Annotated in this window: 18 protein-coding genes; 7 read left to right on the top strand and 11 right to left on the bottom strand. The window is 57.0% G+C overall.

Annotated features, from left to right (window positions below):
- Positions 1 to 67 precede the first annotated feature (67 nt).
- The 5 genes from SJY10_RS04160 to SJY10_RS04140 form a co-directional block, all read right to left on the bottom strand.
- A complete protein-coding gene (locus tag SJY10_RS04160; RefSeq protein WP_386679796.1) occupies positions 68 to 2,644 on the bottom strand; it encodes a methyl-accepting chemotaxis protein in 2,577 nt (858 codons plus the stop codon).
- Positions 2,645 to 2,688: 44 nt separating this feature from the next.
- Positions 2,689 to 3,252: a PDC sensor domain-containing protein gene (locus tag SJY10_RS04155; RefSeq protein WP_386679794.1), complete on the bottom strand. Its 564-nt coding sequence runs from the start codon at positions 3,250 to 3,252 to the stop codon at positions 2,689 to 2,691.
- Between the two features lie 254 nt (positions 3,253 to 3,506).
- The gene (locus SJY10_RS04150; protein ID WP_386679793.1) at positions 3,507 to 5,003 is read right to left on the bottom strand and encodes a TRAP transporter large permease; all 1,497 of its coding nucleotides are present in this window, start codon (positions 5,001 to 5,003) and stop codon (positions 3,507 to 3,509) included.
- Positions 5,000 to 5,584, bottom strand: coding sequence for a TRAP transporter small permease (locus SJY10_RS04145; RefSeq protein ID WP_386679792.1), 585 nt, complete (start codon positions 5,582 to 5,584; stop codon positions 5,000 to 5,002). Before SJY10_RS04145 ends, SJY10_RS04150 begins: the two co-directional genes overlap by 4 nt.
- A 63-nt stretch (positions 5,585 to 5,647) precedes the next feature.
- A complete protein-coding gene (locus SJY10_RS04140; RefSeq protein WP_386679790.1) occupies positions 5,648 to 6,688 on the bottom strand; it encodes a TRAP transporter substrate-binding protein in 1,041 nt (346 codons plus the stop codon).
- Positions 6,689 to 6,935: 247 nt separating this feature from the next.
- On the opposite strand from SJY10_RS04140, the gene SJY10_RS04135 reads away from it, so the two are divergent.
- The 3 genes from SJY10_RS04135 to SJY10_RS04125 are packed head-to-tail and all read left to right on the top strand — an operon-like array spanning position 6,936 to position 9,469.
- A complete protein-coding gene (locus SJY10_RS04135; RefSeq protein WP_386679789.1) occupies positions 6,936 to 8,342 on the top strand; it encodes a cytochrome ubiquinol oxidase subunit I in 1,407 nt (468 codons plus the stop codon).
- Positions 8,343 to 8,354: 12 nt separating this feature from the next.
- Positions 8,355 to 9,359, top strand: coding sequence for a cytochrome d ubiquinol oxidase subunit II (cydB, locus tag SJY10_RS04130; RefSeq protein ID WP_386679787.1), 1,005 nt, complete (start codon positions 8,355 to 8,357; stop codon positions 9,357 to 9,359).
- Entirely contained in the window at positions 9,359 to 9,469 is a 111-nt protein-coding gene (locus SJY10_RS04125) for a DUF2474 family protein (RefSeq protein ID WP_386679786.1), read from the top strand. The genes cydB and SJY10_RS04125 overlap by 1 nt, the downstream gene beginning before the upstream one ends.
- Here SJY10_RS04125 and SJY10_RS04120 read toward each other — a convergent pair.
- On the bottom strand, positions 9,466 to 10,653 hold the full coding sequence (locus SJY10_RS04120) for an acetyl-CoA C-acyltransferase (RefSeq protein WP_386679785.1): 1,188 nt from the start codon (positions 10,651 to 10,653) through the stop codon (positions 9,466 to 9,468). The two genes, SJY10_RS04125 and SJY10_RS04120, sit on opposite strands and share 4 nt — an antisense overlap.
- Before the next feature lie 127 nt (positions 10,654 to 10,780).
- Between SJY10_RS04120 and gcvH the strand changes: the two genes are divergently transcribed.
- Entirely contained in the window at positions 10,781 to 11,140 is a 360-nt protein-coding gene (gene gcvH, locus SJY10_RS04115) for a glycine cleavage system protein GcvH (RefSeq protein WP_386679783.1), read from the top strand.
- A gap of 68 nt (positions 11,141 to 11,208) precedes the next feature.
- On the opposite strand, the gene SJY10_RS04110 is transcribed toward gcvH, so the two are convergent.
- From SJY10_RS04110 to glgB, 5 genes are read right to left on the bottom strand one after another with little or no spacing between them, the layout of a single operon-like run.
- Positions 11,209 to 12,834 (bottom strand): alpha-D-glucose phosphate-specific phosphoglucomutase, encoded by a 1,626-nt coding sequence (locus SJY10_RS04110; RefSeq protein WP_386679782.1) that lies wholly within the window; start codon positions 12,832 to 12,834, stop codon positions 11,209 to 11,211.
- 30 nt (positions 12,835 to 12,864) lie between these two features.
- Positions 12,865 to 14,991, bottom strand: a complete 2,127-nt coding sequence (glgX, locus tag SJY10_RS04105) for a glycogen debranching protein GlgX (protein ID WP_386679781.1) — start codon at positions 14,989 to 14,991, stop codon at positions 12,865 to 12,867.
- Positions 14,988 to 16,421 carry a glycogen synthase GlgA gene (gene glgA, locus SJY10_RS04100; protein ID WP_386679780.1) on the bottom strand — a complete coding sequence of 478 codons (1,434 nt, stop codon included), beginning with the start codon at positions 16,419 to 16,421 and terminating at the stop codon, positions 14,988 to 14,990. Before glgA ends, glgX begins: the two co-directional genes overlap by 4 nt.
- Positions 16,422 to 16,424: 3 nt before the next feature.
- On the bottom strand, positions 16,425 to 17,696 hold the full coding sequence (gene glgC / locus SJY10_RS04095) for a glucose-1-phosphate adenylyltransferase (RefSeq protein WP_386679779.1): 1,272 nt from the start codon (positions 17,694 to 17,696) through the stop codon (positions 16,425 to 16,427).
- Between the two features lie 19 nt (positions 17,697 to 17,715).
- Positions 17,716 to 19,920, bottom strand: coding sequence for a 1,4-alpha-glucan branching protein GlgB (glgB, locus tag SJY10_RS04090; RefSeq protein ID WP_386684494.1), 2,205 nt, complete (start codon positions 19,918 to 19,920; stop codon positions 17,716 to 17,718).
- A gap of 254 nt (positions 19,921 to 20,174) precedes the next feature.
- Between glgB and SJY10_RS04085 the strand changes: the two genes are divergently transcribed.
- From SJY10_RS04085 to SJY10_RS04075, 3 genes are all read left to right on the top strand, one after another.
- Entirely contained in the window at positions 20,175 to 21,089 is a 915-nt protein-coding gene (locus SJY10_RS04085) for a lipid A-modifier LpxR family protein (RefSeq protein WP_386679778.1), read from the top strand.
- A 117-nt stretch (positions 21,090 to 21,206) separates the two neighbouring features.
- Positions 21,207 to 22,277, top strand: coding sequence for a Hint domain-containing protein (locus tag SJY10_RS04080; RefSeq protein WP_386679777.1), 1,071 nt, complete (start codon positions 21,207 to 21,209; stop codon positions 22,275 to 22,277).
- An 87-nt stretch (positions 22,278 to 22,364) separates the two neighbouring features.
- Entirely contained in the window at positions 22,365 to 23,369 is a 1,005-nt protein-coding gene (locus SJY10_RS04075; protein ID WP_386679776.1) for a putative zinc-binding metallopeptidase, read from the top strand.
- Positions 23,370 to 23,451: the final 82 nt, after the last annotated feature.

Genomic DNA, 23,451 nt, shown 5'->3' with positions numbered 1-23,451 from the left:
ACTCCGATCGTGACTCATTCATTTACAACTGCCAACAATATCACGAACCTGCAATAATGTATCATTCTCAAAAATCCTCCCAGCCAGCAGCCTCGGATTCAAAATTTATATTTATCCTCGGTACGGAGCTTGATAAGATATTGAGATCACTCGACCCTTTCGCCTTCGATTTAAATCGCACAACTTGGCCATCCAAGTTTGTATCTGATGTTTCGAACGCTATATTTCGCTGAGCTAATTTGAAGTATGAGGCGGTTTTTACTAAAGCGACAGCATTCTCGCGGAGACTTCCGCTTGCAGCGGTCGTTTCTTCAAGACGGGCGGCGTTTTGCTGCGTCGATTGATCCAATTGTATTATTGAGTTATTAATCTCAGTAAGACTTTCAGACTGAACAACAGAAGAAGCAGCGATCTCTGAAACCATATCCGATATTTTTGTAACTGAACTTAAAATTTGCTGAAGTGCATCTCCCGTTTTTCCAACTAGATTGACACCCACATTCACTTGGCGACTACTTTGTTCAATAAGGCCATTAATCTCTCTTGCCGCGTCGGACGACCGCTGCGCCAAAGCGCGAACTTCGGAAGCAACAACTGCAAAACCCCGCCCGGCGTCACCCGCCCTTGCAGCCTCTACACCAGCATTCAGGGCGAGGAGATTAGTTTGGAAAGCGATATCGTCGATAACTTTTATAATAGAAGTAATTCGCATTGAGCTTTCGGAGATTTGGTCCATTGCAGCCACGGCTTCCAAAACAACCAAGCCGCTCTGTTCAGCGTTCTTTTTAGCCTCGAATACAGACGTGTCGGCATCCTTCGAGCCCTCTGCCGCGCCCTTGATGGACAGTGTCAGTTCATTTAACGCTACTGCCGTTTGCTCTAATGTTGCTGCGGTTGATTCTGTACGACGGGAAAGACTGTCGGTATTGCTAGAGATATCGCGTGCCTCGTTTGATATACTATCTGCTCTATCAACGACTTCCTTTATGGCACGTGATAGCGTATCCACCGCACTATTATAATCGCCCCTCAGGTCTTCGTACATATCTGGAAATTTATTATCGATTAAGGCCGTTAGGTCACCATTGCTGAGTTGGCGAAGACCAATTCGAAGCGCTTCGACTACCGCTGTTTGGTCACGTTGGTCACGCTGGCGCAATACTCTTGTCGTCTCTATTTCATTTTCGACCAAGGTAACGTCTCGAACGATGAGAATGTATCTAACAGGTTTTCCAACGCCATCTTTGACACAACTTAGCGTGCCTTCAGCGATTACCTTCGACTTATTTACACCAATGAGTTCCAGCTTCCCGGCAAATAGACCTGTTTCAGTAGAAATATTAATCATATCAGAAACAGAAGACTCTTTACTCGTGTTGTCACTGATAATGGACGATATACTGAGAGTGTTATTTCCGTCCCCCGAAAGTCCGAGCACTTTGTATAGATTTTCGTTGGCATAGATTAAATCACCACCTCGATTAAAGTCAGCACGCAACTGCTGGCTGTCCAAGCTTCTCAATATTGCATTGCTTAGCCATTGTTCCGTAACATCGGACCATTCCATGACAACGCCGATCTCAGCGCCCACGCCATCCAGCACTTGAGAAATTTGCAGGGATACGCGGGATTCGCCAAAGGGTATTAGTACTTTAATTGGATTAGCACCCATGGCTTGCAATTTTTCGCGAATCATCGAACCATTGTCGTGAAAGTTATCGAGGTTCATCCCTGTAACTTTTTCTGATGATACGCCGTCAGCTAACTGAGGAATAAATTCTTTGAATTTCTTTAGAAGCTCGACCATTGCTGGGTTAACGTAGATGATTTGATAATCAGCGCTCGTCACCATGATCGCAGAGGATGCCGAGGTAAAAGCGGCACCTTTGTAAGTCGCATCATATTGATCCGCGGCTGCGCTCAACAGCTTTTGCCGTAACTTATCGGTAGAGCGCGCGATCGCACCGATTTCATCTTTTCTGTTATCCTGCTTTGTTTGCGCTTCAAGATCGCCCAAGCTAATTTTAAGGATTGTTTCGCGTTGGCGGTTCAGAGGTTGGATAATCAGTAGCCGAGAGCCTAGGATAACTAGGCCCAGTACGACACAGGCCACAAATGCTGCGTAGAAAAGTGCCTGTTTTTCGGCGTCATTGAGCGCTGCAATTGCGTTATCTGCGCGCCAGTCTAGGCCTAAGAAGCCGACGGCAGCGTCCTGTTCTGATCCACTTTTGCGAATTGGAACTAGGATAAAATTGTCGCGCACTAACCGGTCGCCAATATCTTGGCGAAGTTCGCTTTGTACAAACTCTTCTATTTCCGCAGGCGACGTGCCTGCGACTGCAAATGTGGTGCCATCAGTTTTAACGATTATGGCCGCACCGGCCGCGCCGTCTGACCGGTTCAGCGTCGCTTCCAACAGGTCTTGTGCGGTAGCCGAATCATCGAATCGGGTCGGGCCATATAAAATGTTGCCCAAAAGCTCTGCTTCGCTCGCACCGGCTTCTGTTACCAATTGTTGTGTAAGGCTCGCGCTACTTACCCCAAACATAACAATCAGCGTCGCGCTTGTCGCAAGGACAGAGAAGATTGAAAGTATAATTACTTTGGCTGTCAGCGAAGTATTATTAATGAAGCTGGATACCATTATCGGCCCTTACGCTTTCGTTAGAAGTAGTCTGCGGGATGGGGCTATAGTTGTTCTGCATCCAAGCTGAATGAGGCGGCACCGACCATTTGGCCGTCCGCATCTAGAACCGGAAACGAAACCTGGACGACATACATACCGGTGGATTCGTCCAAGCTCACATCACTTGCGTGGATCGAACCGATACCGCGAGCATAGGTTTGTCGAAACTTGTCCTCATCACCTTGCCAAAAGTCAGATGTGATTGAGCTGATCCCGACGTTCAGACCATATTGATCCATCAAGATAACCTCTACAATTGAACCGCCAGAGTCAGATACGATCTGCCTTAAGAAGGCAGAAACCGGCGCGTCGATGACTGGTACGATCACTGGCTTGCTCGTGTTATCGATCTGGTCGCGCCATTCCGCGTCCAGCGTCAGTATTTCGGTCGTAGTGTAAGTGGCATGGGCTGCGCTGCTTGCGGCAAGCGCGTCCTGAATTAAAGGGTTGCCAGCAAAAGCTGCGACCTGTGTTTCAACAAAAGCGGCATAGTCAGCGCCGCCTGCAATCGCAGGAGCAGTGCTGGTCACCAGACTGATGGCCACAATCGCGTAGTAGGATTTCATCGGCGAACGCCCCATTAAGCTGACGACAATCAGTCGTCCTTGCCGAAAGCATCGGGCACATTTATTAATTTGGACTGAACCAAGCCAATATTTCTATGCCCGGCAGATAGCGCCGCCCAAGCCGGCCTTAAAGGGTGTGTTCAACCTGTTCAAAACGGCCGTCATACGGTCACAGGCCGAAAAAACAGCGTTTTGAGTCGTCTCATCATCATGGCACGGTAACCCGCTGCTTCGACGTATTGCCGATGGGCGCTTTACCAGGAAATTAAAGAAAGCGTTACAGCTGGAAAAAGGACGAGCAGAACGACGCGGATCAAATCTGACGCCACAAAAAACAACACTGCCCGATAAGTTTCGGCCATAGGCGTCGCGCGGTCCATCGTGTTGATAATGAACAGGTTCATACCAACGGGCGGCGTGATCAGGCCTACCTCGACGACGATAAGCACAAGGATACCGAACCAGATTGCGACCAATTCGGTATTGATACGTGAAAGCGCACCCTCGGTTGCGCCGCGCAGACCGATGTCGTTCATCTGCTCCCGTGTCAGCTCAATCCCCTGGCTCAAGGCGGCATGGGCTTCGTTCAACAGGCTAGGTGCAACCTGTGTGCCGGTCTGGATCAGGTCAGCCAGCCGTGCAGATTGCAGGTCAACCAGACTAACGATGCCGAAATCCAGGCCCTGCATAACCGGCCAGAAAATCGGGATCGTCAGCAGGATCATTGACAGGCTGTCCATCAGGCACCCCAACAAAAGGTAGAAGATCAAAATCAGCGTCAAAACCAGAAGCGGTGACAATCCCTGATTGACGACCCATACTGCAATTTCCTGTGGCACCTGCGTCAGGGCTAGAAAGCCGTTATAGAATGCAGCACCTAGCACGATGAAAAAGATCATGGCAGTGGACCGCGCAGTCACCATAAAGCTTTCGCCCAGCGTATCCCATGTCAGTCCGCCATTTACCCAGGCAATCAGGCCCGTGCCTAACGCGCCGACAGCGGCACCTTCTGTCGGGGTGAACCACCCCGCATAAATACCGCCGACGACAAGCGCGAAAACAAGCAGGACCGGCCAGACATTCCAAATACCGCGCACCCGCCCCCGCCACGGTACACGCGGGCGGACGCCGGCGTTACCAGGGTAAAGGCGGACATAAATCGAAATGACAACAACATAGCCCAAGGCTGCGATGATGCCGGGGATGAAAGCCGCCAGAAAAAGTTTAGCGATGTTTTGCTCTGTCAGGATTGCGTAAATAACCAAAACAATCGACGGCGGGATCAGGATACCAAGCGTGCCGCCTGCCGCCAGTGTCGCAGTCGCGAAACCACCGGCGTAGCCCGATCGCCTCAATTCCGGCAGGGCCACACGGCTCATGGTGGCGGCCGTCGCCAGGGACGAACCGCAGATGGCACCGAACCCGGCGCAAGCCCCAATGGCCGCCATGGCAACACCGCCTTTGCGGTGGCCCAGAAACCCCTCTGCAGCCTTGAACAGCGCCTGCGACATACCACCCAGCGTCGCAAAATGCCCCATCAGCAGGAACATCGGGATAATCGACAGCGAATAGCTGGAAAAGGTGGTGAAGGTTTCGGACTTCAACCGCGCAAATGCGATCGTCGTGTCGCCGGTAACTAAGATCAGCCCGGCCAATCCGGCCAGAAACATCGCCAAACCAATCGGGACCCGCAAAAAGATCAGCAGCAGCAGGGCAGGGAAGGACGTAATCCCGATGGCAAGATCGCTCAATGGTCGGCCCCCAGATCGGACGTCAGAACAACCCTGCCCGACGTTGCTTCGCGCAGCCGCGCTGCGGCGATATAGCAGGCCACAACAGCTGAAACCACAGCACCGGTCATCGACAAGGCGTAGGCCCACCACACCGGCATCTCGAGGAGGAACGTCGTCTGGCCCGACGACCTTTTGGATACCATTCCGAGCCAAAGCTGCCACGCAATCAGCACCATGACGCCGGCAAATGTCATATCTGTCACCAGCCGCAGCGCCTTGTTGACGCGTTCAGACATATAGTTGGTGAATACGTCTACGGTCGCATGGCCGCCGGTCAAATGGCACAGCGGCAAAAAGGCGAAAATGCTGAATGCGATACCGGATTCGACCAATTCAAAATCGCCATTCACCGGACCGACACCAAGGTCCAGCAACCAGCGGGACAGGCCCGGGGCTACGGCCACGAACCAGTCTGTGTGCGCAATGCCGTTCACCTCTCGGCCCAGCACCGACAGGCAGACCATCAGGATCAATGCGGTCAACATGGCACCGCCAAGCCAGGCCATGAGCTTTGAAAGCGTAAGAAAAAAAGAATGCATCAAGGCTCCGCCGCAGTGCTGGCTTGGCAAAGGGCACAGGCCCCGGGTTAATTGCCCCGCAGCTTACTGCGCAGCGGAGTAGTCCGCCATAAGTGCACGCGCCCGGTCAATCATGGCCTGACCGTCATAGCCCTTGCTATCCATATCGGCCACCCAGTTGTCATAGATCGGGGCCACCAGCGGCATCCAGACGGTTTCAACGGTGGCCTGGTCAATGGTGTGAAACGCGTTCCCCAGATCGATGGCAATCTGCTTGGAAGGGGCATCGGCCGCAAGATTGACCTCTGCCGCACGGATCGAAAAATCCAGACCGGAATTTGCGTCAATCACGGCCTGAATATCATCGGGCAGCCCATCATAAGACGCTTGGTTCATCGCCAGAATAAAGGTCAGCGTATACAGACCGTTTCCTTCGAAGTCAGTGTGATTGCCGACCAGTTCGGCGACCTTTAGGGATGACGTTACCTCCCACGGCAGTGTTGCGCCGTCGATGACACCTTTGGACAGGGATTCAGAAACCGCGGGCACCGGCATACCGACGGGGGTTGCGCCAACGGCTGCAAGCATTTCATTCACCAAACGGGAACCGCCACGGATTTTCATACCTTGCAGGTCGGTGGGTGCATCTACCGGATCGGTGGTATGGAACAGGCCCGGGCCGTGGACCCATGTGCCTAGCATATGCAGCCCCTTGAATTCGTCCTGCATGCCATCCTCGTACATTTTCCAATAAGCGTAGGATGCAGCTTTTGGATCTGCGACAAAGAACGGCAATTCGAACACTTCGGTGCTGGGGAAACGGCCGGGGGTATAGCCAACGACGGTCCAGACAATATCGGCGACGCCGTCAATGGCCTGATCCACCAGTTCGGACGGTGTGCCGCCAAGTTGCATGGATGGGAAGCGGTCGATTTTGATACGCCCGTCCGAATCCGCCTCTACCTTATCGGCCCAGACATCCAGGATTTGGCTAGGTACAGCCGATTGCGCGGGCAGGAATTGATGCAGCTTCAGGGTCACATCCTGCGCGGCAGCAGCATTCGCCCCCAAAACCAGCAACATTGCTGCACCTGCAGCGCCTAAAGCTGTCTTGCGGTTGATCATCTTCTTACCCCTGTTCGCGCAAAGCGCGGCGTTAATGTTCGTTACGGCTTGCGATGGACAAAACATTGCCCCCGTTTCGGCGACAAGCCTTGCCAGATTTGTGGAGTGTCATAGACTAAACCTTGGATCAAAGGCACGACAAATCATGCAAAGCGCGCTGCGCCTTTGTGTCCTATCGCGTCTATGCGTTCGCTATGAAATACCGCGATTGCCCACACATTTGCGGCTTAAATTAAGGACAAGGCTCATGCTTAGCAGCTTCGAAGCAGAGATCCTGGCACGCTTCCAGTTTGCCTTTACCGTCTCTTTCCACATCATCTTTCCGGCGTTTTCGATTGGACTGGCCAGCTTTCTGGCGGTTCTGAACGCCGCTTGGCTTTACACCGGCAACACGACATACCGTGTTGTGTTCGATTACTGGAAAAAGATTTTCGCCGTGGCTTTCGGCATGGGCGTCGTATCGGGGATCGTCATGTCCTACCAATTCGGAACCAACTGGTCCGAATACGCCGACAAGACCGGCCCGGTACTTGGCCCGCTAATGGCCTACGAAGTCCTAAGCGCCTTTTTCCTAGAGGCGGGCTTTCTTGGCATCATGCTGTTTGGTCGCGAAAAGGTCGGCAACGGGTTGCACATGTTTGCGACGGCCATGGTTGCGGGCGGCACGCTGATGTCGGCGACCTGGATCTTGTCGGTCAACAGCTGGATGCAAACACCAGCGGGCTATTCCATGAACGAGGTTGGCCAGTTCGTGCCAGAGGATTGGTGGGCAATCATCTTTAACCCGTCTTTCCCTTATCGTCTGGTTCACATGGTTCTGGCCGCCTATCTGACGACTGCCTTTGTCGTCGCCGGCGTCGCCGGCTGGCACCTGCTGAAGGACCGCGACAACAAGGCGACCCGCAAAATGTTTTCGATGGCGATGTGGATGGCCTTGATCGTTACCCCGCTGCAGATCGGCGCAGGCGACATGCATGGTATCAACACGCTGGAACACCAACCGACCAAGATCATGGCAATGGAAGGTCACTTTGACAGCCACCCCGATGGTGCGCCCCTGATCCTGTTCGGCATCCCCAATCAGGCGGAAAAGCGTGTCGATTACGCGATCGAAGTCCCTAAACTGTCGTCCCTGATCCTGAAACACGACCTGAACGCGCCCTTGGATGGACTGGATACCGTCCCGGACGAAGAAGAGCCGCCCGTCGCGATCGTTTTCTACAGCTTCCGCGTGATGGTCGGGATCGGCTTTGCCATGCTCGGGATCGGCCTGTGGGGCGGCATCCAGCGCTGGCGCGGGCGGCTTTACGACACCACATGGCTGCACCGCGCTGCGGTTGTCATGGGGCCAATGGGCTTTGTCGCCGTGCTGGCCGGTTGGATCACGACAGAGGTCGGCCGCCAGCCCTACACTGTCTATGGCCTGCTGCGCACCTCTGAAAGCCTTGGTCCGGTTGCTGCGCCGGCTGTCGCAGCATCACTGATTGCCTTTATCATCGTCTACTTCTTCGTGTTCGGCGCGGGCACATTCTATATCCTGCGCATGATGAGTAAAAACCCGGCGTCGCCGCGACTTGGCCTGCGGGACGGGCCGATCCGCACAGCGGGAATCACCCCGGTCCAGCAAACCCACGAAGCCCATCCGGCCGAATAAGGAGCGATCACAATGGAATTCGATCTTGCATTCATCTGGGCCGGTATCATCGCCTTTGCCGTGCTGACCTATGTCATTCTGGACGGCTTTGACCTGGGGGTGGGCATCCTGTTTCCCTTTGCCCACACCAAAAAAGACCGCGACACAATGATGAACTCTGTCGCGCCGATCTGGGACGGAAACGAGACTTGGCTTGTGCTTGGCGGCGGCGGTTTGTTCGCTGTCTTTCCGCTGGCCTATGCGGTGGTCATGTCGGCGCTTTATATGCCGATCATATTGATGCTGCTGGCACTGGTGTTTCGCGGCGTAGCCTTTGAATACCGTTGGCGGACAGAGCGTTGGAAACGGGTCTGGGATCTAGCCTTCTTTGGCGGCTCGACCGTGGCGGCGCTGTGTCAGGGCATTGCCCTTGGCGCGCTGGTGCAGGGCATCGCGGTGACGGACCGTCACTACTCCGGCGGCTGGTGGGACTGGCTGACACCGTTTTCGATACTGACCGGCATCGCCGTGGTGATCGGCTATGCGTTACTGGGCGCGACGTGGATCATGATGAAAACCGATGGCGCTGTGCATCATCGCATGCGCGATCTGGCCAAGCCGCTGGCAATTGCGACGCTGGTCTTTATCGCACTGGTCAGCATCTGGACGCCCTTCCAGAACCCGATCTATTTCGAGCGGTGGTTCACCATGCCCGGCATGCTGGTCACCCTGCCCGTCCCGCTGTTCATGGCCTTTGCCGTGTACAAGCTGTTCCATGGGATTGCGAACGGACGGGATGTTGTGCCGTTCCTTGCGTCGATGGCGTTGTTTGTGATTAGCTTTGTCGGGATCGGCATCAGCTTTTATCCGATGATGGTGCCGCCCAGCCTGACGATCTGGGACGTGGCCGCACCGGATTCGAGCCTCAAGTTCGCGCTTGTCGGAACGCTGTTTCTTGTGCCGCTGATTTTGGGCTACACCGCCTACGCCTATTGGGTGTTCCGCGGTAAGCTAGACCCAGAAGCCGGGTACCACTGATGGCAACCGGTCCTGTCTGGCAGCGGGTCGCGTGGTTCGTGGCGATCTGGGTGGCAAGCGTTGCCGCCCTGACCGTCGTCGCCTACGTGATCCGGCTGGCGATCCTTTAAGCCTCCAGCGCGAGGGCGAGCGCTTCGCCCCCGCCGATACAGATGCTGGCGATCCCGCGCTTTGCCCCGCGCGCCCGCATAGCGCCCAGCAAGGTCACGACGATCCGCGCACCAGATGCGCCGATCGGGTGGCCCAGCGCACAGGCCCCGCCATGCACGTTGACGCGGTCATGGCTGATACCGCAGTCGGCCATCGCGGCCATGGGGACGACGGCAAAGGCCTCGTTGATCTCGAACAGATCGACCTCTTTCAGGTCCCAACCAATCTTCTCTGCCAGCTTTTGCTTGGCAAAAATAGGGGCCGTGGTGAACCAGCCCGGCTCTCCTGCATATGCCGCGTGACCCGCGATCCGTACGAGCGGCGTGGCCCCAGCCGCGCGCATCGCATCGCCCGACATCAGCACCAAGGCTGCGGCACCGTCATTGATCGACGACGCAGAGGCCGCCGTGATCGTGCCATCCTTGGCAAAAGCTGGCCGCAGACCTGGGATCCTGCCCGTATCAATACGATCCGGCCCTTCGTCGCGGCTGATTTGCACATCGCCCTTGCGGCCCCCCATCACCGGGGCAATTTCCCAATCGAACAGCCCCGCGTCCGCTGCTTGCTTCGCTCGCGTCACGCTGGCGATGGCAAAGGCGTCCTGCGCGGCGCGGTCAAACCCGTATTTTGCGGCGCAGTCCTCTCCGAAAGTGCCCATGGACCGGCGCGCGCCGCTCTGCGTGCGGGCATAGGCGTCCTCTAGCCCGTCAAGCATCATGTGATCCAGCATTACGTCATGCCCGATCCGCGCACCGCCCCGCGCCTTGGGCAGCAAATATGGGGCGTTTGTCATGCTTTCCATCCCGCCCGCTACAACCGTCGCGACATTACCTGCGCGGATTGCATCCATGCCCTGCGTGATCGCCTTCATCCCTGACCCGCAGACCTTGCTGACTGTGGTACAAGGCGTCGCCACGCCGATCCCCGCCCCCAGCGATGCCTGACGCGCCGGTGCCTGACCAAGTCCTGCTGGCAGGACATTGCCCATCAAAACCTCCTCGACGATCGCCGGATCAACGCCCGCGCGCGCAAGCGCGGCACGGATCGCAACGCTGCCAAGCTCCGGTGCTGTGACGTTCGAAAACGCGCCCTGAAAGGCCCCCAGCGGTGTGCGCGCCGCGCCTGTAATATAGATGTCGGTCATTGTGGCCTCCTCCGCCCCGTCGTTACTGACAGCTTTGCGTGACGCACCGCATTGCGCAAGTCCTTGAACGCCCGCGAACAGTCCCTATTCTTTGACCAGAAATCGGCTGCTGACAAAGGATCGCCCCATGAAATTCACAGAAGAACATCTTTGGATGCGTATCGATGACGACATGGTTGTCATCGGCATCACCGAATTTGCCGCCGCAGAGTTGGGCGAAATTTCTTTTGTCGAATTGCCAGAAGAAGGCGACGCCGTGGTTAAGGACGATGATTGTGCCGTCATCGAAAGCGAAAAAACTTCCTCCGACATTCTGGCACCCATCGCCGGTGAAATTGCCGAAGTGAACACAGCGCTGGTCAAGAACCCCGGGTTGATCACGGATGATCCTGTTGGAGACGGCTGGCTTTTTGCGATCATCCCAGAGGATATCGATGAACTGGACGATTTCCTGAGCGAAGGCGAGTACAAGAAATACGTCGGCTGACCAGCCAGCCTGCGCAATGCAACGCTGACCGAAACGCCGCCCCCGGTGCAGGGGGCGGCGTTCTCGCATCAGGTGGTCACGTCAGGGCCGCTGCGACCGGTACGGGCCTTGATACCGGCGATATCCTCGGCCGCGGCAATGATGCTGGCCAGCGCGTCTTGTGGGTCGTGATCGAAATTTGCGGGATCAAGTTCCAGCGTTTCCAGATACAGCCGCAGCGTCGCGCCAGAGGTACCAGTGCCGGACAGGCGGATTACAAAACGTGCACCGTCGTCAAAGATCACGCGAATACCTTGATGTTTGGACACAGAGCCATCCACCGGATCGGTATAGGCGTAATCATCGGCCATCGCGATGGTGCGGCCCTGTACAGTCTGCCCCGGCAATTCAGCCAGCTTGGCGCGCAAATCGGCGACCAGCGTATTGGCGGTGTCGCTGTCGATTGCCTCGTAATCGTGGCGCGAATAGTAGTTGCGCCCGTAGGTCTGCCAGTGGTCCTGCATGATCTGCGCAACGCTCATCTTGCGCTTGGCCAAGATATTCAGCCACATCAGCACGGCCCAGACGCCATCCTTTTCCCGCACATGGTCAGAGCCTGTGCCGAACGATTCTTCTCCGCACAGGGTGACGCGGCCATCGTCCATCAAGTTGCCAAAAAACTTCCAGCCCGTTGGCGTTTCATAATATGCAATACCCAGCTTTTCCGCCACGCGGTCCGCGGCGGCAGAGGTAGGCATCGACCGCGCCACACCGGCAAGGCCCTTGGTATACCCTTTGGCCAGATGCGCATTGGCCGCCAGCACGGCAAGGCTGTCTGACGGGCTGACATAGACGTTCGGGCCGACAATCATGTTGCGGTCGCCGTCACCATCGCTGGCGGCCCCAAAATCAGGCGCATCGGCACCGTTCATCGTTGCCATCAACTCGTGCGCCCAGGTCGGGTTGGGATCGGGATGCATGCCGCCGAAATCGGGTAACGGGGTGCCGTGAACGACGCTGTCTTTGGCCGCGCCAAGGCGGTTTTCGATAATCTCCCGCGCGTAGGGACCGGTAATCGCGTTCATCGCGTCAAAGCTGATGCGGAAGCCGCCTTTGATCATCGCGCGGATCGCGTCAAAGTCGAACAGGGTTTCCAGCAGGGCGGCGTAGTCCGCGACGGGATCGACAACTGTTACCTTCATATCGCCCAGCGCGGTGGTGCCGATCGTTTCCAGATCAACGTCCTGCGCATCCATGATCCGGTATTCTGTAATCTCGGTCGTGCGGGCAAATATCTTGTCTGTCAGACCTTCGGGTGCCGGACCGCCATTGGGGCCGTTGAACTTGATACCGAAGTCTTCGTCTTCACCGCCCGGATTATGGCTGGCAGACATGATCAGGCCGCCATCGGTCTGGTTCAGACGGATCAGATGCGATGCGGCGGGCGTGGACAGCAACGCGCCCTGCCCCACGATCACATGGGCCGCGCCATTGGCGGCGGCCATTCGCAGGATGACCTGCGCCGCGCGGTCGTTGAAATACCGACCGTCACCGCCGACAACAAAGGTTTTACCCGCAGCCCCGCCAATCGCGTCAAAAACGGACTGCACGAAGTTTTCCAGATAATGCGCCTGCATAAAGACGCGGGTCTTTTTGCGCAGGCCGGATGTGCCGGGCTTTTGCCCCTCGATCGGTTGGGTCGTGACGGTATGCATGACAGTTCCTCCTTACGCGTGACAGCTAGATCAGGCGGGCGTTTGGGCAAATACGCAAACAGATTGCGCGGCAATCTTGGCAGAGGTCCCGGTGATGCACTGGGGTCCATCCTCTGGCGCGGCGGTATCGAGGATAAGCTCCCACAAACAGTCCGGCGGCAGATCCGGCATTTTGACCGTCACCTCGTCCCCAGCGTTGAAGGTCAGGAACAGCACATCGTTCGATGCCGCGTATTCTGGGGTGTCAGATGACGTGCGCACTTCGACTGACAAGGCGCGCCAGTTCGGGTTTTGCCAGTCTTCGGCGCTGGGGGCGCGGCCATCGGGCATCCGCCAGAACAGGTCAGGCTTACCGTCCGTGCGGCGCGCGCGGCTATGCAGGAAGCGTGACTGGCGCAGCACTGGGTGTGCGCGGCGCAGGTCGGCCAGCTTTTCGACAAAGGCCAGCAATTTGTGATCGGGCTTGTTCCAATTCACCCAGCCCTGATCATTATCCTGCGCGTAGGTATTGTTGTTACCCCACTGAGAGTTTCCGATTTCGTCCCCGGACAACAGCAAAGGTGTGCCCTGCGACAGAAAGACGGTCGCCAACAGGTTCCGTTTACGCTGGGCGCGGGCCGCCCGGATTTTCGGATCGTCCGTCGGACCTTCGACGCCCATGTTATCGGAATAGTTGTCGTCCTTGCCGTCTCGGTTGTCTTCGCCGTTAGCCGCGTTGTGCTTGACGTTATAGCTGACCAGATCGTCCAGAACAAAGCCGTCATGCACTGTGACAAAGTTGATAGAAGAGGTCGCAGCCCGCCCAGAATGGTCAAATTGTTCGGCGCTGCCGGCCACGCGTTTGGCAAGATCGGCGACAAGTCCGCTATCGCCGCGCCAGTATTTACGCACATTGTCCCGGTACTTGTCGTTAAATTCCAGAAACGGATGCGGCCAGTTGCCCAGCTGATAGCCGCCGGGGCCAAGGTCCCAAGGCTCTGCGATCAGTTTAACATTGCCTAACACCGGATCTTGCCGCAACGCATCAAGAAAGCCGCCCTGCCGGTCGAAGCCGGATTCTTCACGTGCCAGAATGGTGGCCAGATCAAAGCGGAAACCGTCGACGTGCATGACTTCGACCCAGTACCGCATGGAATCCATCAGCATACGCAGCACCATCGGGTGTTCGACCCGAAGCGTGTTACCGGTGCCTGTGTCGTTGACGTAATAGCGCCGGTCTTCGGCCAGCCGATAATAGGACAGGTTGTCGAAGCCTTTGAACGACAGGGTCGGCCCCATCTCGTTGCCTTCGGCGGTGTGGTTATAGACGACGTCCAGCACCACCTCGATCCCGGCGGCATGAAAGCGGCGAACCATCGTCTGGAATTCCCAAATGCCCTGATCCGTCATATAGCGCGGTTCCGGCGCGAAAAAGCCGATGGAGTTGTAGCCCCAATAATTGCGCAACCCTTGTTTGATCAGGAAATGATCGTCGACAAACGCCTGCGCCGGCATCAGCTGCACGGTCGTCACGCCGATTTTTGTCAGATGATCCAGCACCGGTTGCGACGCCATGCCCAAAAAGCGGCCCCGCGTCATCGGTGATACACCGGGCATGCGGGCGGTCAGACCTTTGACATGCGCCTCGTACAGCAAGGTATCCGAGGCGCTGATGGCAGGCGGCTTATCGTCGCCCCAATTAAACGAAGGGTCCACAACCATGGACCGCGGCATAGCAAAAGCGCTGTCACGGTTATCGAAGCTTAAATCCGCCTTGGGCGATCCAACACGATACCCCATGACCGCATCGGACCATTTCAGCCGGCCCGCAATCCGTTTGGCGTAGGGATCAAGCAGCAATTTGTTGTAATTGAACCGATGGCCGGCTTCTGGCTCGTACGGGCCCTGCACGCGAAACCCGTATTTCGCTCCCGGCGTTACACCGGCCACGTATACATGCCAAATATCACCATCGCGTTCCAACAGCGGGATACGCGCGCGTTCCTTGCGGCCATCGTCGGTGAACAGACACAAGTCGATCGAGTCCGCATGCGCCGAAAACACGGCAAAGTTTACACCCTGCCCGTCAAAAGTGGCACCAAGCGGGTTGGGACGCCCGGCGGACAGCGCATATTCACGCAGTTTCGTCGGGATACCGGTATTCAGGTTTGCATTCACGCGGTCAGAGACTCGTATAATTGGGCATAAGCTAAAGCAGATGTATCCCATCCCAGCGCCTGTGACATCCCGCGTTTTTGCATGGCGGCCCAGCCTTTGGGATCGGCATGCAATTCCATCAACTTGCGCAGCGCCTGACCAAAGGCCAGCGCATCCACGGGGTGAAACTGGATTCCGGTTGCAACATTTGTCTGTTGCGCCATCGCATTGGCGTTGATCACCGTATCGGCCAAGCCCCCTGTCAGCGCGACAACTGGCACGCAGCCATAGCGCAGTCCGTAAAGCTGGGTCAGGCCGCAGGGTTCAAACCGGGACGGTACCAGCACAGCATCGCCCCCCGCAAACATACGGTGCGACAATCCTTCGTCATAGCCGATGCGCAGACCGATCTTGCCGGGGTGCGCCTTGACCAGATCTTTAAGCGCCTCCTCCAGACGTTGTTCGCCCGATCCAAGGATGGCCAAAGCGCCGCCCATACCGACGAAATCCGCTGCGGTATCGACAATCATGTCGATCCCTTTTTGATCCGTCATCCGGCTGACAACGATAGCCAGCGGGCCACTGTTGGCCTGCAGCCCGAATTCCGCAAGCAAGGCGTCACGGTTAGCGAGTTTACGTTTCAAGGTTGTCTTACTGTATGGCTTCACCTCTGGATCGGTTTCGGGATTCCAGACAGTGTCATCAATGCCGTTTAAAATCCCGTAAAGATCGGCACTGCGATGGGCTAGCAGCCCTTCCAGTCCCATGCCGAAATCGCCGCGCATCAGCTCTTCTGCGTAGGTGGGGCTGACAGTCGTGATAACGTCGGCGGTGGCAAGGCCAGCCTTAAGGCTGGACAAATGGCCATAATATTCAAGGGTGTCAGGGTTGAACGCCTCGATTGGCAAGCGCAGCGCGCCGAGCATTGCGGCCGGGGCGTTGCCCTGAAAGGCGATATTGTGGATTGTCATCACCGTTTTGACCCGCGTATCGCCGCTGAAGCGCAGATATGCGGGGGCGAAGCCTGCTTGCCAGTCGTGACCGTGCAAGATGTCCGGCAACCAGCCGTCGGGCAGACCACCTTGTGCAATCTGGACTGCGACCCAGGACAACGCGGCAAAGCGTTTCGCGTTATCGGGAAAATCACCCGGATCGCCATAAGGGCCACCCTTGCGATCATACAAATGTGGGGCATCCAGCAGAAGCACATCAGTTCCTGCCACTTTTCCCGCCAGCACCTGCGCAGGGCCGCCGAACACATCGGGATCAGACCAGACCACCGTCTTTGCCACCGCTTTTGCAATCAGGCCGGGATAGGCGGGGATCAGCGTGCGCATGTCCCACCCTTGGCCGCGCAGCGCGCCGGGCAACGCGCCCGCCACATCGGCAAGCCCGCCGGTTTTCACCAGCGGGACGTATTCGGATGTAACAGATAGGACGCGACCTGGCATAGGTTACCTCTTGGCGTTCAAAGCATCGATCATCGTTTTGGTCACAAGCACGACACCGCCTTCGGACACACGGAAGCCGTTGGCGCAGTCATCGTCCGGGTCGACCCCGACAACCAGACCTTCGGGAATTTCTACGCCGCGATCGATGACACAATTGCGAAGCTGCGCGTTACGGTTGACCCGCACATCAGGCAGGGCGACAACCCGGAACAAGGAGGCGTAGGAATGGGTCCGCACCCCTGTAAAAAGCAGGGACTCGCTGACTTCGGACCCGGAAATGATACAGTTTCCACTGACCATTGACGATACGGCTGATCCGCGGCGCCCATCCTCGTTATGAATGAACTTGGCGGGCGGCACGCCTTCTGAATAGGTCCAGATCGGCCAGGCATTGTCATACAGATCAAGCGGCGGCGTAAATTCGGTTAAATCGATGTTCGCCTGCCAAAAGGCATCGATCGTCCCTACGTCGCGCCAATAGGGCTCTGTTTCCAGGCCGGTCGTCACGCAGCTGTCGCTGAAACGGTGGGCCATAGCTTTGCCGTGTTTGACGATATGCGGAATGATGTCGTGGCCGAAATCATGGCTGGAATTGGCGTCTTCCATATCGGCCAGAAGCCGTTCGCGCAGGAATTTCCAATTAAAGATGTAAATCCCCATAGAGGCGAGCGCGTGATCAGGATCGCCGGGAATACTTGGCGGGTCTTTGGGTTTTTCTAAAAAGTCCGTGATGCGGTTGTCTTTATCGACGTGCATAACACCAAAGGCCGTGGCTTCCATCCGCGGGACGGTCAGACACCCGATGGTTACATCCGCCTTTGTATCGACATGCTGCTGCAGCATGATTTCATAGTCCATCTTATAGACATGATCACCCGCCAGAATTGCAATGTATTCGATATCATAACTATCAATGATATCAATATTTTGCGTCACTGCATCGGCGGTACCGACATACCACTTCGTTTCGCCCATGCGCTGGGACGCAGGCAGGATGTCCAGAAATTCGTTCCGTTCCGCCCGTAAAAACCCCCACCCGCGCTGGCAATGGCGGATCAGGCTATGCGCCTTGTACTGCGTCGCAATCGCCATTTTCCGGATTCCGGAATTCAAAGCATTCGACAGCGCGAAATCGACAATACGCGTTTTACCGCCGAAATAGACTGCAGGTTTGGCGCGATTGTCGGTCAGCTCTTTCAGGCGACTTCCCCGCCCCCCCGCCAGCACAAAGGCCAATGCGCGGTTGGACAAGCGAGTGTTCGGCGTGGGTTTCATTGTTTTCCTCCCAAAAAACCTAATGTACGTCCTGCATGAACATAACTGTCGACAGCGGCGGAATGTTCACGAGTGTTGAATATTCTTGCCCCATCCACGGAACATTTTCCGCAAACACCCCGCCCATATTGCCCCGGCCGCCGCCGCCGTAGGCTTCTGCGTCCGAATTAAGCGTTTCGCGCCAGCGTCCCCCTGCTGGCAGGCCGATGCGGTAATCGGGGCGCTCTACGGGCGTCATATTCATAACAACGACGACCTTGGGATCATTTGCGCCGCCATGGCGCACATAGGCGAACACTGATCTGTCCGCGTCATTCGCCTCTAGCCAGCTGAAACCGCTGGGGCGGGTGTCGTTCAGATACAGACTGGGCGTCGCGCGATAGAACGCGTTCAAATCCCGTACCCACATCTGAACGCCCTTGTGACGGCCGTTGTCGCATTCGTGCCAGTCCAGCGACTGGTTGTGGTTCCATTCCCGCGATTGCGCGAACTCCTGTCCCATGAACAGCAGCTTTTTGCCCGGATGGGTCCACATGAACCCGTAATAGGCGCGCAGATTGGCAAAGCGTTCCCAGCTGTTGCCCGGCATTTTGTGCAGCATCGACCCTTTGCCGTGCACGACCTCGTCATGGCTGATCGGCAGGACGTAGTTTTCACCAAAGGCGTAGTGCAGGCTAAAGGTCATTTCGTGATGGTGGTGTTTGCGATGGATCGGGTCGAGTTCCATGTACCGCAGGGAATCGTTCATCCATCCCATGTTCCATTTAAACCCAAAGCCCAGCCCGCCATATTCTACGGGGCGCGACACGCCTGGAAAGGCGGTGCTTTCCTCTGCCACGGTCATGATGCCCGGCACTTCGCCATAGGTAAGGGTGTTCATGTTTTGCAGCAAAGCGATGGCTTCATAATTTTCGCGGCCACCGTCGTGATTGGGCACCCATTCGTCGTGCTTGCGGCTGTAATCGCGATATAGCATCGACGCGACCGCATCGACGCGAATGCCATCCAGGTGATATTCCTCTAGCCAGTACAGCGCGTTAGAGGCGTAGTAATTCGCCACTTCGTTCCGGCCAAAGTTCGGGATCAGCGTATTCCAGTCTTGGTGAAACCCCTCGCGCGGGTCGGCGTGTTCATAAAGATGCGTGCCGTCGAAATTGCCAAGGCCATGTTCGTCGATCGGGAAATGGCCCGGCACCCAGTCCAGCAGCACACCCAGACCCTTTGCATGCGCCGCGTCGACGAAGGTACGAAATTCGTCCGGCGTTCCATGGCGAATGGTGGGGGCATACATGCCAACCGGCTGGTACCCCCAGGATCCGTCAAAGGGATGTTCGGAAATTGGCATCAGTTCGATATGCGTGAAGCCCATCCAGGCCGCATAGTCCACAAGGTCGGACGCAAGTTCGACATAAGACAGTGGGCGATTGCCGGGGGCACGTTTCCAGCTCGAAAGGTTGACCTCATAGATGCTGATCGGTGCATCGATGTTCTGTGCCGCCGCTCGCGTTTTCATATAATCCGCGTCGTGCCACGTGGCACCCGATAGATCCCGTACGACCGATCCGGTGCGCGGCGGATGCTCTGACCCGAAGCCCATGGGGTCCGCTTTCAGGGGCAGGCGCGCGCCACTCATGCTGATGATTTCGTATTTGTAGACATCGCCGGCACCAACGCCCGGCATAAAGATTTCCCAGACGCCGCTGCCGCGTTTACGCATGGGTGCGCGTCGCCCGTCCCAAAGATTGAAATCGCCAACGACGGAAACCCTTTGCGCATTGGGGGCCCAGACCGCAAATCGTGTTCCCCGCACGCCTTCATGTTCCATGACGCGCGCGCCCAGCGCATCCCACAGGCGGCGATGCGTCCCCTCACCGATATAGTAGATGTCGTCATCCGACAGCACCGAGCCAAAAGCATAGGGATCGTCAAACTCCCAGGTATGGCCCTGCGCGCTGGCCCGCACGCGATAGGATTTCGGGCGCTTTTCAAAGGTTTTCACAAACAGCCCAGGGTAGTCTGCCAGCGCGGTCATATCCGCCTCTAGCTTGTCGGTCAGGACTTTGACAGTATCAGCGCCCGGCACAAAAACCGTCAACAGCAAGGCGGCACCGCGATCCTGCAAACCCAATTGCGCGAACGGGTCGGCACAATTGCCGGCTACAATGGCGCGGGCGGCATTGTGGTCGACCAGTGCGTCGGGCGCTTGGGTCTGGATCGATGGCATGAAGGCCCCTTTCATCGGATCAGTCGGCCTGATGGCCTGCAGATGCGTCATGTCATACCAACCGCTTCCGCAAACAAACGCAAGCTATTCACACGAGCTTAACCCATTTGCCGCCATGCTGGTTCACGATGACAAAACAACGGGTGTTGCCTTAGCGCCATGATTCTCCTTGTCGGATTTTGAATGCTGGTGCAGGCCTGCCCGCTTGCTTTATTACGGCTGAACACGGCGGGGGCCGAACGATAGGACACGACATGCGCCACTTGGCCCTGATCCTTTTTTGCGCATTATTTACAGGCATTACAGCCAGCCAGACAGATGCGCAAAGCAATCTGTTTGCGCAAAAGTCCATTGGGAACGGCAGACTGTTCAACAATGATCTTTTCGGTGACGGCCATGACCGCTGGCGCACGGGAAGCTATGTTTTCAGCCATTTGCGTGCCGCAGACCCCGACGACGGCGGCCTGCGCGGAATTGGGGAAGTGATGGAATATCGCTTTCGAACAGAAATAATCGCCCCAACCCGCCGCACGCGCGATCGCCCTTATGTCGGCATGGTCAGTCTGGGCGCGCACACCCATTACGCGCTGGGCCCCGCAGACATCAGCCTTGGCGGCGATGTCCTTGCAATTGGCCCGCAAACCGGGCTGGACGACTTTCAGAAAGCTTATCACCGCGCATTTAGCCTGCCGCGCCCGACAACCCGCAATGCCTTGCCGGACCAGCTCGCCTTTCAGGGGAGTGGAGAGGCCCGCTACACCTATAACGTAACGCCCGGCGCGACCCTTCGCCCATTTGTCGAGGCAAAGGCCGGGGCAGAAGACATGGTCCGCGCCGGTGCTGACCTGCTTGTCGGTGCAATCGGACAAAACGATGTGTTGCTGCGCGATGTGGTAACAGGGCAACTTTATCGTGGAACGCAGGGCGGTGAAACCGGCGTCAGTTTTGTGCTTGGCGGCGACGTGGCTGCCGTAAAGGACAGCCTGTTCCTTCCGTCGTCTGACGGATATGTTGTGTCACCGACCCGCACGCGCGCTAGGGCTGGTGTGAATTGGCAGCCCGTACCGGGTATGTCCTTCTTTTACGGCGCGACCTATCTTAGCCGCGAATTCGAAGCGCAGGACGAAGGTCAGGTTGTCGGATCACTGAAGCTCAATTTTAACTTCTGACAAAAATCACTGGCATCGCGCGGAGTTAGCTTGATTGCAGCCCTAACAGCTTGCTACCTTTTGCACATGACCCTGCGCGTTCAATGACGCGGGGCAGATGAGGTAAAGTAAACAGGTATGAAAACGGGCTTTTACGGCACGTTCGTCATCCCCTGGTCGCAAACGGAATTGGACGGGCGCAGTTCTGCGCCGGTTCGCTGCATACGCACAGGTGCCGTCTGGTCATGGACCGGAGAGCCGGTGCGCGTGGATGGCCCCAATGCCATCCTTCCGCTGGGACCGTCCGAGGGACAGGCAGATCTGCGCAAGCGCGCCGCACTCACCGTGCGCCGACTGCTTGCGTCGTCGCACGTTGCGCCGCGTGTTGCCCCGATGGTACTGCAAGGGCCCCTTTTCGACAAATCCTTCACCGTGACCAACGGGCACGCCACTTGGGATGTGACCTTGATCCCGCGTGGTGCAGGACGCAAACCGCTCTTGATGTTCCTGAATGACATGCCACCGCGACGCACCGATCTGTGGATTGTCAGGCACGATATTGATGCGGCCACCCGATCAGAGGCAGAAGAGGTGCCCAAAGGCGTGATCTGCTTTACCCCCGGCACCATGATCCTGACGCCGGACGGCCCGCGCGATGTTGCCAGCCTGGGTGAAGGTGACCGGGTCCAGACGCAGGACAATGGCCCCGCCGAGATCCTGTGGATCGGGCGCCGCCGCGTGACCGGCGCGCGCTTGTTGGCTATGCCCGATCTGCGCCCTGTCAGACTGCGCGCCGGGGCTTTGGATCGTGATGTCCCGGACGCCGGCCTGCTTGTATCCCCCGACCACCGGATTGTCCTGCGCGGTCCGCGCGCGCGTGCCTTGTTCAACACGGGCGAAGTCCTTGTGACGGCTCGCGACCTTATTGATGACACAGCTATCCTGCGTGAACGTGGCACAGCGGCCGTGACCTACGTCCATATGGCTTTGGCGCAACATCAGATTGTTTTCGCCAATAACGTCCCCACAGAAAGCTTCCACCCTGCGTCCGCCGCGCTTGCGACCATATCAGCCCCCGATATGGATCGCCTGTATGCACGCCTGCCAGACCTGCGCGATGGCACGGATGCCTATGGCGGCTATGCCCGCCGCGTCCTGTCCGTCAGCGAGGCGGCGATATTGCAACATGACTTTGGCCGGCGCGCCTGACGCCGGTTTACCGCGGCGATACGGTCATCATTGCCAAGGTTCTGGCGCAGGCTATCTTCTGTGCTCTGCAATTGATCGGTAACCTCCATGAAACGCTTCACCTGCCCGACCTGCGCAAAAGAGGTGCATTTTCGTAATCAGTCCTGTGTCAACTGCGGAACCCAGCTTGGATTCGATGCCAACGCGCTGGTCATGCGATCCCTTGGAAATGGTGTTGTGCTTTGCGTCAATGCGGCCGCGGCCGGATGCAACTGGATGGCGATGACGTCAAGGCCGGGCAGTTTCTGCCTGGCCTGTCAGCACAATCACCTCGTACCCGACGCGCAGGCAAAGGGAAATCTTTCGCGCTGGCGCGACGTGGAATTGGCAAAGCGTCAGCTGATCTATGCCTTGATCCGTTGGAACCTGCCTCGCCCGACGCGCCTGCAGGATCCGGTCATGGGGCTGGCCTTTGACTTTTTGGCGGATGCCGAAGGGCCGAATGGCGTCACACCGGTCATGACCGGCCATGCTTCCGGTCTGATTACCATCAATATCGCCGAAAGCGATGATGACGTGCGTGTCGCCCGCCGCACGGCCATGGACGAACCCTACCGCACACTGATCGGCCACATGCGGCACGAAATCGGACATTATTATTGGGCGATGCTTGTGGACGGCAGTTCGCACATTGACCGTTACCGCGACCTGTTCGGTGACGAACGCGTCGATTATGGTGCGGCGCTGCAGCGGCATTACGACCACGGTGCCCCGCAAGATTGGCGGCAGACCCATATCAGCGCCTATGCCACCGCCCACCCATGGGAAGATTTCGCCGAAACCTGGGCCCATTGGATGCACATCGCCGATGGCGTCGAAACAGCAACCTCTTATGCGTTGTCGCTTGATGATTGCCAGGTCCGCATTGACGGCTACAAGGCCCGTGACATCGCCCTCGTGATCGAAGCCTGGGTGCCTGTCACTGTCGCGCTGAACAATATGAACCGCGCAATGGGGCAGCCGGACCTTTATCCCTTTGTGCTGAACAAAAGTGTCATGGCCAAGCTGCAGTTCATCAACGATCTGATCCACCCGTCAACCGCGCCTAATTAATAGGCGCTTATCCGGTCACGCCAGCCCGAATCCCGAATGCGGCTGGAGGTGTCGCCGACATCGTGGAACAGTTGCACAACTC

The organism is Loktanella sp. R86503, assembly GCF_042466455.1.
Taxonomy (GTDB): Bacteria; Pseudomonadota; Alphaproteobacteria; order Rhodobacterales; family Rhodobacteraceae; genus Loktanella.
The sequence above is the reverse complement of the archived record's forward strand: the minus strand, read 5'-3'. Positions and strand labels throughout refer to the sequence as shown.